This is a genomic window from Streptomyces griseocarneus, from assembly GCF_014655595.1.
Taxonomy (GTDB): domain Bacteria; phylum Actinomycetota; class Actinomycetes; order Streptomycetales; family Streptomycetaceae; genus Streptomyces; species Streptomyces griseocarneus.
The window spans coordinates 35267-44757 of the sequence record NZ_BNBL01000023.1 but is presented as its reverse complement, the minus strand read 5'-3'; the positions used below and the strand labels follow the sequence as shown (position 1 = coordinate 44757).

13 protein-coding genes and 1 pseudogene are annotated in these 9491 nt (G+C 67.4%); 7 read left to right on the top strand and 7 right to left on the bottom strand.

Annotated features, from left to right (window positions below):
- A partial coding sequence (locus IE295_RS32855) for a helix-turn-helix domain-containing protein (protein WP_373314202.1) occupies nucleotides 1–392 on the bottom strand: 392 nt, incomplete at its 3' end.
- Between the two features lie 151 nt (nucleotides 393–543).
- Here IE295_RS32855 and IE295_RS32850 point away from each other — a divergent pair.
- Together IE295_RS32850 and IE295_RS32845 are read left to right on the top strand one after the other, a co-directional pair.
- The gene (locus IE295_RS32850; protein WP_190067462.1) at nucleotides 544–945 is read left to right on the top strand and encodes a hypothetical protein; all 402 of its coding nucleotides are present in this window, start codon (nucleotides 544–546) and stop codon (nucleotides 943–945) included.
- Nucleotides 946–991: 46 nt separating this feature from the next.
- Nucleotides 992–1348 (top strand): hypothetical protein, encoded by a 357-nt coding sequence (locus tag IE295_RS32845; RefSeq protein ID WP_190067461.1) that lies wholly within the window; start codon nucleotides 992–994, stop codon nucleotides 1346–1348.
- Here IE295_RS32845 and IE295_RS32840 read toward each other — a convergent pair.
- A protein-coding gene (locus IE295_RS32840; RefSeq protein WP_372479992.1) for an IS5 family transposase occupies nucleotides 1338–2158 on the bottom strand; the annotation gives its coding sequence in 2 pieces (ribosomal slippage) (nucleotides 1338–1808 and nucleotides 1811–2158; 819 coding nt in all). The genes IE295_RS32845 and IE295_RS32840 overlap by 11 nt on opposite strands.
- A gap of 88 nt (nucleotides 2159–2246) precedes the next feature.
- Between IE295_RS32840 and IE295_RS32835 the strand changes: the two genes are divergently transcribed.
- A protein-coding gene (locus tag IE295_RS32835; RefSeq protein ID WP_372479994.1) for an IS5 family transposase occupies nucleotides 2247–3121 on the top strand; the annotation gives its coding sequence in 2 pieces (ribosomal slippage) (nucleotides 2247–2627 and nucleotides 2630–3121; 873 coding nt in all).
- Nucleotides 3122–3283: 162 nt separating this feature from the next.
- Here the strand turns inward: IE295_RS32835 and IE295_RS32830 are convergent.
- A pseudogene (locus IE295_RS32830) lies at nucleotides 3284–3598 on the bottom strand (dihydrofolate reductase family protein); the annotation flags it as partial.
- Nucleotides 3599–3866: 268 nt separating this feature from the next.
- Here IE295_RS32830 and IE295_RS32825 point away from each other — a divergent pair.
- The 3 genes from IE295_RS32825 to IE295_RS32815 all read left to right on the top strand — a co-directional run bounded on the left by IE295_RS32825 (nucleotide 3867) and on the right by IE295_RS32815 (nucleotide 6017).
- On the top strand, nucleotides 3867–4340 hold the full coding sequence (locus IE295_RS32825) for a hypothetical protein (RefSeq protein WP_190067458.1): 474 nt from the start codon (nucleotides 3867–3869) through the stop codon (nucleotides 4338–4340).
- 147 nt (nucleotides 4341–4487) lie between these two features.
- On the top strand, nucleotides 4488–4979 hold the full coding sequence (locus tag IE295_RS32820; protein WP_224323652.1) for a nucleoside phosphorylase: 492 nt from the start codon (nucleotides 4488–4490) through the stop codon (nucleotides 4977–4979).
- 159 nt (nucleotides 4980–5138) lie between these two features.
- Nucleotides 5139–6017, top strand: a complete 879-nt coding sequence (locus IE295_RS32815) for a glycosyltransferase family 2 protein (RefSeq protein ID WP_190067457.1) — start codon at nucleotides 5139–5141, stop codon at nucleotides 6015–6017.
- 179 nt (nucleotides 6018–6196) lie between these two features.
- Here IE295_RS32815 and IE295_RS32810 read toward each other — a convergent pair whose 3' ends face one another.
- The 3 genes from IE295_RS32810 to IE295_RS32800 all read right to left on the bottom strand — a co-directional run bounded on the left by IE295_RS32810 (nucleotide 6197) and on the right by IE295_RS32800 (nucleotide 8036).
- Nucleotides 6197–6529, bottom strand: coding sequence for a hypothetical protein (locus IE295_RS32810; RefSeq protein ID WP_190067456.1), 333 nt, complete (start codon nucleotides 6527–6529; stop codon nucleotides 6197–6199).
- Nucleotides 6522–7412, bottom strand: a complete 891-nt coding sequence (locus tag IE295_RS32805; RefSeq protein ID WP_229923025.1) for a hypothetical protein — start codon at nucleotides 7410–7412, stop codon at nucleotides 6522–6524. The genes IE295_RS32810 and IE295_RS32805 overlap by 8 nt, the downstream gene beginning before the upstream one ends.
- Before the next feature lie 384 nt (nucleotides 7413–7796).
- On the bottom strand, nucleotides 7797–8036 hold the full coding sequence (locus tag IE295_RS32800; RefSeq protein WP_224323653.1) for a helix-turn-helix domain-containing protein: 240 nt from the start codon (nucleotides 8034–8036) through the stop codon (nucleotides 7797–7799).
- Nucleotides 8037–8117: 81 nt separating this feature from the next.
- On the opposite strand from IE295_RS32800, the gene IE295_RS32795 reads away from it, so the two are divergent.
- Nucleotides 8118–8687: a peptide deformylase gene (locus IE295_RS32795; protein WP_190067454.1), complete on the top strand. Its 570-nt coding sequence runs from the start codon at nucleotides 8118–8120 to the stop codon at nucleotides 8685–8687.
- A gap of 231 nt (nucleotides 8688–8918) precedes the next feature.
- Here IE295_RS32795 and IE295_RS32790 read toward each other — a convergent pair whose 3' ends face one another.
- The gene (locus IE295_RS32790) at nucleotides 8919–9467 is read right to left on the bottom strand and encodes a hypothetical protein (RefSeq protein ID WP_190067453.1); all 549 of its coding nucleotides are present in this window, start codon (nucleotides 9465–9467) and stop codon (nucleotides 8919–8921) included.
- Between the last annotated feature and the right edge of the window lie 24 nt (nucleotides 9468–9491).

Here is a 9491-nt window from a genome sequence, read left to right as displayed (position 1 = left end):
CTCTCGCCCAGGTGGCTCACGACATCGGCCAGCGTTCGCAGCCGCATCCCGGGAGCGATAGTGCAGCCTCGCTCGGCCAACAGTGGCCGGACTTCGCCGATCGCCCTGGTGATGGTGGAGCGGTCCACGCCGAACCAACAGGCCAGCACATCGTGCGTGGCGCCGTGCCGGAGATGCACGAGAGTGGCCAGTAGCCGGTCGACGAAGACCAGCTTGTACCGGGCCCCGGCACCCACAGCCCGCTTCCGGTCCCGAGAAACGAGCCGGGCCTGATGTCGCTCGTGCCACAACGGCCCGAGCTCGGCAACGAGTTCAGCCAGCACCGCCGACGACAGGCCCGTGACCCGCTGGTTCCGAACGATCGCCGCCCTGATCCCCACCACGCTGAACACAACGATCAAGAAGCCGACACGCCACGGCCAACCGTGCACGAGATCGTTAGGGGTGTTGCGAAAGTGGAGGCTGGCGCGTTGCGGGGTATGAGCCTGAGGGGGCCGCGCGCCGAGCGGAGCCAACGGGCGTCCAACGGTAGGTTCAGGCGGCATGGCGGAACCCATTTACTACGTTGACCGCTCGGACATCCGCGAGGGCAAGCTCGCGGAAGTCAAGAACGGGATGCACGACCTGGCCACGTTCGTCCAGGCGCGCGAGCCGCAGCTGATCGCCTACCACTTCTACATCGACGAGTCCGAGTCCACGATGACCACGGTGGCGGTCCATCCTGATTCGGCGTCGATGGAGCTCCACATGGAGCTCGGCGGACCGAAGTTCCGCTTGTTCGGTGCGCTCATCCGCATGAGATCCATCGACGTGTACGGCCGGCCGAGCGCGGTGGTCATGGACCAGCTCGGGCAGAAGGCCGAGATGCTCGGCGGAGGCATCGTCACCCTCCACACCCTGCAGGCGGGCTTCAGTCGACTGCATCCGCCCCGGAACAGCGCCTAAGACGTCGTTTCTTTTGGCTGTCAGAGCGGCATGAGAGCCTCCTGACATGAGCTACGACCTTGCTGTCTGGGAAGGCGAGAGGCCGGCGGATGACAAGACCGCGGGCCGGGTCTTCAACGACCTGTACGACCGCTACATCGACAGCGAGGTGGAAGAGCCTCCGTCCGAGCGCATCGCGGCTTACGTGGCCGCGTTGCTTGAGCGGTGGTGTGACCTCACTGAGGACGAGGAGGACACCTCGCCCTGGTCAACCGGGCCGCTGATCGGCGAGGCCAGTGGTCCGCTGATCTACTTCCCCATGCGGTGGAGCATGGCCGAGGAGGCGTCGGCCTACGCGGCGGCCGTCGCGGAGTCCATGGGCCTGATCTGCTTCGACGTACAGCAGAACCGGCTCAGGCCGTGAGCAGAGCCGCCAGTCGGCGGTAGCCGATGAGGGCTGCGGCTATGCCGACGAAGGCGAGGAAGTGTTCGGCCTTGCGTTCGTAGCGGCGGTGGAGGCGTCGGCAGCCGGCCAGCCAGGACACGGTTCTCTCGACCACCCACCGATGCCGGCCCAGCCGCTGCGAGGACTCGACACCCTTGCGGGCAATGCGATGGCGGATACCGCGCTTGCGAAGCCATCGGCGCAGGTGGTCGTAGTCATAGCCCTTATCCGCATGCAGCTTCGCCGGCCGCCGACGCCGGGGACCACGGCGGGACCGGATCGGCGGGATGCCGCGCACAAGCGGCTCCAGGCCCAGACTGTCATGCATGTTCGCGCCGGAGATGCCCAAGGACATCGGCAGTCCGTTCCGGTCGCAGATCAGATGAATCTTCGATCCCAGCTTGCCGCGGTCGGTCGGATTCGGTCCCGTCAAAGGCCCCCCTTTGCAGCCCGCAGGCTGACCGAGTCGATCGCGCACCGCGACCAGTCCAGCTCGCCCCGCGCTCCGAGTTCGTCAAGGATGACACGGTAGAGCCGGGCCCAGACCCGGTCCCGGCTCCACTGGGCGAAGCGTCGGTAGACCGTTTGCCAGGCCGGGCCGAACACCAGCGGCAGCTGCCGCCAGGTGCAGCCCGACGTCGCCACGAAGGTGATCGCCGCCAGGGCTTCGCGGTCACCGGCCCGACGCCGGCCACCGCCCTGCGGACGTATCACCTCAGTCGGTGGCACCACCCGCCGGAACAGCACCCACAACTCGTCCGGCACCAGTCGCTCCACGAGATCCGCCATGCACGGCTCAACGAACGATCACGCCATAAGAAACGACGTCTAAGGGTCTGTTGCGAGAGTGGATCTTGGTCGTGAATGATCACGTCCTGTGGGGCGTGGAGATCTGACGAACGGCCAATGGGCCCGGCTGGAGCCGTTGCTGCCGCAGGGCATCAAACCGGGGCGCCCACTGGTCTGGACGCGGCGGCAGTTGATAGACGGCATACGGTGGCGGACCCGGACCGGTGCCCCGTGGCGTGATGTGCCGGAACGGTATGGGCCGTGGGACCGGGTCTACGACCTGTTCCGCCGCTGGCAGCGCAACGGGACCTGGGCTCGGATCGTCTCTCAGCTCCAGGCCGAAGCAGACGCGAAGGGCCGCATCACCTGGGACGTGAGCGTCGATTCCACCCTCTGCCGAGCCCACCAGCACGCCGCCGGGGCGGCGAAAAGGGGGATCTCCAGAAGGAACCGCCCGGCGGGATCGTCGTCGAGCCGCCCGACCATGGGCTCGGACGCTCGCGAGGCGGGCTGACCAGCAAGATCCACCTCGCTGTCGAGCAAGGCCAGAAACCTCTGTCCGTCGTGATCACGGCCGGCCAGCGAGGTGACTCACCACAGTTCGAGCGCGTCCTGGAAGCGATCCGGGTGCCCCGGCTCGGACTGGGGCGGCCACGCAAGCGTCCGGACAGAGTCCGGGCCGACAAAGCGTACGACTCCCGCGCGAACCGCTCCTACCTGCGCAGACGCGGTATCAAGGCCACGATCCCTGTCCCAGCGGATCGGGTCCGCAACCGGCAGAAGCTCGGCTCGCGTGGTGGTCGACCGCCGAAGTTCGACAAGACCGACTACCGGGAGCGTCATGCCGTTGAGTGCGGGATCAACCGCCTCAAGAGACACCGGGCGGTGGCCACCCGATACGAGAAACTCGCTGTCCGCTACGAAGCCACCGTCCTCATTGCAGCCATCAACGAGTGGCTCTGACCAGCACTTTCACAACAGGCCCTAGGCCCAAGGCCAACGCCCGCCACCCCGACGTGCTCGCCGCCCAGCGCAAGGAACGCGCCCGCATCCGCAGTGAGAAGGGCATCCGATGGGGCGGACGCCCTCTCGCAGTCGCAGCCTGAACTCGAGTGGGCCCTTGCGTCACCTTCGCCAGAACAGGTGGTGCGTCACGCCGCCCGGGCTGGGCACGACCTCCAGGTGGAACCGGTCGAGCAGGTCATCGGGGGACTCCCAGAGTCCGGACCCGAGCTTTACCGGCGAGACCGCCACATGCATGGTGTCGACAAGGTCAGCATCAAGGAACTGCCGGATGGTGGTGACCCCGCCACCGAGTCGGACATCCTTGCCCTGCGCCGCTTCCCGCGCCCGTTCGAGAACCGTGGCCGGGTCGCTGTCGACGAAGTGGAACGTGGTGTCGGAGAGCGTGAACGACGGACGCTTGTGGTGGGTCATGAGTGCCTGTGTGGGAACTCTTGATCGCCAGCGAGCCCCTGTTCGGATGACTGGCCCCTCGGTAGATCGTTCCGCTTGGCGTGGGGCGGGGCGATCTGTCTAGTTTTCGGGCCTGGTCAGCGACTAGGACTTGTCCGGCCGCTCACGTGACCACTACACATGCTGGTGGGGGCATCACCCTGACAAGCCAGCGCCGCCCAGGTCGGCCTCGACCGTCCACCCATCGAAAGAGTTGTCGTGCCGTGCTGGAGGACGGCCTAGATTCGGCCGCATGATCACTCAGATTGTGACGCTCGCCGGCGTCCTCATCGGCGCCCTGACCTCGTATCTGAGCACGGCTGTGGCTGAGCGCGCTCGGCACCGACGTGGCATGGCAACGCGCTGGGATGAGCGCAAGCTCAACACTTACATCGAGTACGCCTCCTGCGTGAAAGAGGTGTACGGCGCTGCCAAGCGGGCCCGGCGGGCGACAGAAGGAACAGAAGACCGAATGCAGCTTCTTGCCGAGATGGCAGAAGCCGAACAGCGGCGATCAATACTCTTCGAAACCCTGGTGCTGCTGACGGCACCGGCGGCAATCAAGGCCGCCCACGCGGTCAATCTCTGCCTGTGGCAAGAGCAGACTGCAGCCAAGAACCAGGACGCCACACCGGTAGCGGAAGGCGACCTGGAGGCCCTGATGAACATCTATCACGAACAGGCCCGAACGGATCTGGGAATCCCCCTCAGTCCTTGGCGCGACTAGGACTTGTCCGGCCCGGTCATGCGACTACTTCGCGCCCGTGTTGATGTACACATGGGGCGGGGTGACCTCACGGATGCCGAGTGGGATCAACGCTCCCTCTGGCGCCATATCGGCCTCCGCTACGGCGGCCGCCCGCTGGAGGGATGGGTGAGAGGAGACCTGCAGCTGCTCCAGCGGGAGCGCCACTTCGTGGCGGTGTGCGGCGGCTTCGGGCTCGGCGCCCCGGCCGCCGCGCTCGTCACCGAGCAGCTCATCGCCCTCGGCGCACGTCGGATTGTCACGGTAGGCACCGCCGCCGCTCTCCAAGAAGACCTACGGCCCGGGCACCTCGTGGTGTGCAATCGGGCCCTGCGCGACGAGGGCGTCTCCCGCCACTACCTCGCCCCCAGCCGGTACGCGCTGCCCTCGGCCGCGCTGACCGGCCAACTGGCGGACGCCCTCCAGGCACACGGCGCCACCGTGCGGGAAGGAACGGGGTGGAGTACGGATGCGCCCTACCGGGAGACCCACGCCGAGGTGGAGCAGTACAGCGCTGAGGGGATCCTCACTGCCGATATGGAGGCCGCCGGCGTCTTCGCCGTCGCCGAGCACCGAGCGGCGGCCGCGGCGGCGGTTTCGCCGTGGCGGACTCGCTCGTGAACCGGCAGCCGCGCAAGGGCGAACCCGGGGTCTGTACGGCGCGGCACGCCGGCCTGGAAGCAGTCCTGGCGGTCCTCGCGGACTGCTGATCGTCACCGGGGCGACGGGGCGTGCATTACGGTAGGGCAGCGAACACATGACGTGACGCTGAAGGACACCGTGAGCACTGGAGCCCCCCACCCGTCGATCGGCGCCGTGGTCTTGACCATGAACGACAGGCCCGACGAGTTCCCGTCGGCCTTGGCCTCGCTTCTGGCCCAGCAGGGCGTGGACCTCGACGTCGTGGTCGTCGGTAACGGCTGTCACCCCGAGCAGATCCCCGAAGGGGTGCGCACGGTCGCGCTGCCCGAGAACATCGGCATCCCCGCAGGCCGCAACGTGGGCGCCGAGAACGTCAAGGGCGAGTTCGTCTTCTTCTTCGACAACGACGCCCAGCTCCCCGACCACGACACCTTGGCCCGGCTGGCCGCCGAGCTACAGCGCGACCACCAGCTCGCCTACGTCCAGCCCCGCATCGCCGACCCCCACACCGGCACGACGCTGCGCCGGTGGGTACCCCGGCTGCGCGCCGCCGACGCCACGCGGCCTGGCATCGTGACCGTCATGGCCGAAGGCGTCGTCCTCGTCCGCCGCTCCGCGTTCGCGCTCGCCGGCGGCTGGCCGGACGGTTTCTTCCTCTTCCACGAGGGCATCGACCTCGCCTGGCGGCTGTGGAACCACGGCCACACCGGCCTGTACACGCCGGACGTCATCGTGCACCACCCCGCCACCAACCCGGCCCGGCACACGCGGTTCTACCGGCTCAACGCTCGCAACCGGGTTTGGCTCGCCCGCCGGAACCTCCCGCGGATCCTGATCCCCCTCAACCTCGCCACCTGGTGGCTGGTGACACTGTGGCGATTCCGCGAGCGAGAAGCCCTGCGCACGTCCCTCGCCGGCTTTTTGGAGGGGCTCCGGACGGACTGTGGCACCCGCTCGCCGATGAGCTGGCGCACTGTCGCCCGCCTCACCTGCGCCGGCCGCCCCCCAGTGTTCTGACCGGGCGAAACGGCAGCGGTCACAGGCACAGGGCCGATACGGTCGGCATCGCCTCGACGCCGACCGCAGGAGGACCACCGCATGTCCGCCCCCGCCCCCAGGCTCTCCGCCATCCTCTTCGCCGGACTCATCCTCGAGAACGCCGACGGCGAGATTCTGCTGGCGCTTCGTGCCCAGGGTTACCGCAGCCAACGTCTCCGTTGCTGATGCGCCGAGCGCAGCCTCTCGCGGACAACCGCACGCTCCTCGTAGCGGCGAAGAGCGTGTTGCCACGGCTTATGCCCGATGGGCAGTAAGGTCACTGCCGCCGTGATGAGCGCGGCAGCGATCACGTCGTACGTCCCGCTCCGGGCGACGCAGATGGCCAGCACGACCAGGGCCGGAACAAGCATGTAGAGCAGGACGCTGAGAGCCTTGAGCAGGCAGTCGCCGAGCACTCCCCGTGCCTCGGCACGGATGCTCTCTTCACTGTCGGGTGATGACGCCAGGGCAGGAGTCCGGAGGTCAGCCATGAAGTTCGGCCTCCCCGGTCTTGTCCGGTCCAGCTTCCGCGGAACCCGTCATCGATGGCGGGAGGATCTGCTTCTTGGGAGCCTTCTCCTTGCGGGGCTTTCCGATCCGGCAGTGCCTGCATCCCTCAGGAACCTCGGCGCGGTGCTTGTCCCTAGCCCTGTTCACTTTGCGGCGGACACGTTCCTTGAACTTCCCGGGGATCTTTGCGCCGGCATAGACAGCGGCGTGGTGCCAGTTGGTGACCTCGTCATCGAGCCACCGGGCGTAGACCGCCTTCTTCTGGTCGTCCCTGAAGTCGGCCAGCAGGACGTCAAGGCAGGGATGGTCCAGTCCCTCAGCGAGTACCTCATCCAGGGAGCGATGGCGTCGCGCGGCGACCTCCACACCGCTCAACGAGCCGACGTGGTGGTGCTTCAGCTGCCTCTTGTAGAGCGGCTTGTTCGCGTCATGCAGGCGTCGCGTCTCGCGATTGAGCCGCGCAATGAACAGGTCGGTGCTATAGATATCGCGGTTGTCCGAAATGACCTGCTGTACTCCGTCGAGGATGGACTGGAGGTTCTTCCGGCCCCGGATCTGCAAACGCCACTTGTCGGCAAAGGCGAGGGCAAGGCTCGTGTCACCGGTCTCGAACCAGATCCTGAGCACATCATGCGCATCACGGTAAGCCTCGCAGGCGCGCTCCGGGATGCCCACCAGCATGAGCGCGCCGGCGATCTCACGGGAGAAGTACGCCGTGGTGGGCGCAAGAACCCACTGCCGTTTGAAGGGGAGAGCCTGACAGAGCGAGGCTCGCGTGAGGCCGCGGCACCGGGACACCACCTGAAGCGCCTCAGCGGGAAGGGTGGCGTCAACGATGAACGGGACACCGTCGTTTCCGTACACGTCTTGCAGCTGAGGACTGTCAGGGATGGTCACCAGGCGGGTGATCAGCGCATCGGGCCGGATACCCACACGATGCGCGATAGTGCGGTTCCCCTGCACAGGACGGCCACAGAGCCACCGAGAGATGAGGGTGCCCCAGGGAGTGCTGTCTACGGGCGCAGGAGCGTCCTCGTCTCGAATAAGAACGAGGAGTGCTGGCCGCAGCCGGACTTGCTTGCTTGGGTTGGTCATGGTCTTTGCCCTCCTAAGTGGTAGGTACTTTCACCCCTCTGGGGTCTCAGGGAGCCGAAAACAGCACTAGGAGCCTCAAGCAACCAAAATAGTTTCGTCTTACGGGCGGCCCGACGGCGACACCCTTGGTTCTCGGGCCGGATCGGCATGTGGTCACCGCTCCGATGCTTCGAGTTGTTGGGGGATGGCGTCGGCGCGCAGTTCGCGGAGGTCGGGGATGTGGTTGTAGAGGGTGCCCGGAGAGACGCCCAGCATCTTGGCGATCGAGGTGATGGAGCGGCCGGGGTCGGGCAGGAGGCCGCGGGCGGCCTTGATGATCTCCTCGGTGGCGACGGTGGGGCGCCCGCCGACCCATGAGAACGGGGCCAGGTTCTTCTCCTGGACGACCTCCACACCGGCCCTCCACGCCCGGTAGCGTCTCGAATGGAGGTTCCGGGCCCGGCCCGAACGCGACACGAGCGACAGGGAGCTGACGTGACGACGTTGCGGCCCAGCGAGCAGATGCGTGACCTCGGCGTAGTGCAGTACGGTGCTCCCGTTCTTGCCGAGGCCGCCCGCCCCTTCGGCCTGCCGGACGAGAAGGACACCGCCGAGCAGACCGTCGAGACGCTGTTCGCTGCGATGGAGCGCGTCGCTCGCGTCCACCCCTTCGCCAAGGGCATGGGCATCGCAGCCCCGCAGATCGGCATCGCCCGCGCGGCGGCCGTCGTCCAGGGCGCCGACCCCGCCGCCGCTCCGATCGCCCTGCTCAACCGGCGCATCACCACGTGCTCCGAGGACATGGACGAGCAGTACAAGGGGTGCCTGTCCTTCTTCGACGTCCGCGGCATGGTCCCCCGCCCCTTGGTGATCACGGTGGTGACCACCGCGCTGGAAGGCACCGAGGTCACCACCGTGTACGAGCGCGGCCTCGGCCGGCTCGTCGCCCACGAGATCGACCACCTCGACGGCCTGCTCTACACCGCCAGCATTCGGCCCGGCGTGGAGCCCATCCCGGTGGAGGAGTACCGGCAGACCGGCCGGGCCTGGGCGTACGAGCAGTAGTCCCGGTGCAATTCAGCGACGTACAGCGATCGTGGTCGTTGTGCCGGGTATGACGTCTCCCGCTCTCGCCGACGCCAGTGTGCATGCCCTGGCTGGCGCTGCCGGCGGTCCTGCACGGCGGCCGCCGCCGCATCACCCACATCAGCCGCGCAGGGCTACGGCTGAAGGCTGGGCACGGTGGCGGAGGCTCGGAGGCGGCAGGGCCTGCACTGCGTACGTAGCCAACGCAGCTCAGCGTACGGCTGATCCGCCGTTCAGCTGGGGCGGGTGGGCGTGGTGGCGCATCTGCGGCCACAGCGGGTGCCGGGTGAGCTCGTCCATGACGATCGCGGCGACGGCAGGATCAGCTACGCGCCGCCGGGCAGCTTCCCTGACGGTGAACGGCTCAGCGGCGCAGAAGTCCCGGGCGGCACGGTTCAGGCGCCGGGTGATCTGGGTCATCCCCGTTATCGCCTGCTTGCCGGTCAGGCCGGAGGTGACGTACTCGGCGAGGACCGGGGTGTGCACGCCGGGTGGGCCGGGCTCGGCGCAGATGCGCCACACGTAATTGAGGCAGCCGACGTCCCGCAGCGAGGTTACCCAGGCCCTCAGCATCGATTCCGTCCATGCGCCACCGCTCAAGCTCTCCCAGCCAGGGGCTGTCCACACCACCGGCTCGAACTCTCCTGACGGACCTTGCAGTACGGCGGGCAGCGCTTTGCCGGACCGGTGATACGCCGCCTGCACCGTACGGATCGCTTCCTCATAGGAGTCGGTCTTGGTGTCGATCGAGAACTTCAACGCCCCTCCCACCGTCGCGGCTTC

Bases quoted from the DNA above. Each gene is read 5' to 3' on its own strand.
- IE295_RS32845 (WP_190067461.1), top strand. From the start codon at position 992: ATGAGCTACGACCTTGCTGTCTGGGAAGGCGAGAGGCCGGCGGATGAC.
- IE295_RS32810 (WP_190067456.1), bottom strand. From the start codon at position 6,529: ATGGCTGACCTCCGGACTCCTGCCCTGGCGTCATCACCCGACAGTGAA.
- IE295_RS32825 (WP_190067458.1), top strand. From the start codon at position 3,867: ATGATCACTCAGATTGTGACGCTCGCCGGCGTCCTCATCGGCGCCCTG.
- IE295_RS32850 (WP_190067462.1), top strand. From the start codon at position 544: ATGGCGGAACCCATTTACTACGTTGACCGCTCGGACATCCGCGAGGGC.